Annotated in this window: 1 protein-coding gene; it reads right to left on the reverse strand. The window is 63.0% G+C overall.

Annotated features, from left to right (window positions below; all coding sequences use genetic code 11):
• A partial coding sequence (locus tag AC1DU6_RS35475) for a baseplate megatron protein TIM-barrel domain-containing protein (protein WP_477863289.1) occupies positions 1-541 on the reverse strand: 541 nt, incomplete at both ends.

Genomic DNA, 541 nt, shown 5'->3' on the forward strand with positions numbered 1-541 from the left:
ATCGATCATCCGCCCGCCATAAACAGGCGACACCGGATTCTCGGCATCGCTGGCGCCGAAGGCCGGATCGAAGGCGGAGATCAAGGCCTCCAGATGACGCCGCTGCATCAGGTCGTCGCGCGCGCCGCTGGAGAAATACGGCGCAGAGTTCTCCGACGATTTCGGATCGGGAAACACGCTCGGCTGATTGGCGCCCTTGTCCACGGCGGGACAGCCGACCTCGGTCAGCCAGATCGGCTTACTGCGCGGAACCCATGCCGTCGAACTACCGAGCTCCGCATGGCCGACGCGCTCGTGATGCGCACTGCTCCACCAGTTCCAGAGATCCTTGACGCGATAGATCCAAGGCTTGCCGAGGCCGTCGGTGATCGCAGCACGTTCCTGCGCATCGCGCGCATCGTCATCCGGATAGTACCAGTCATAGGCCTCGCCGCCCGCCACATTGCTGCGCAAGTAAGCGCGATCATAGATCGTGTCGGCGAGATCGCGATCGAGATGATCGGCTTCGTCGCGCCAGTCGGATAGCGGCGCATAGTAGTCG

Source organism: Roseateles sp. P5_B10, assembly GCF_056400485.1.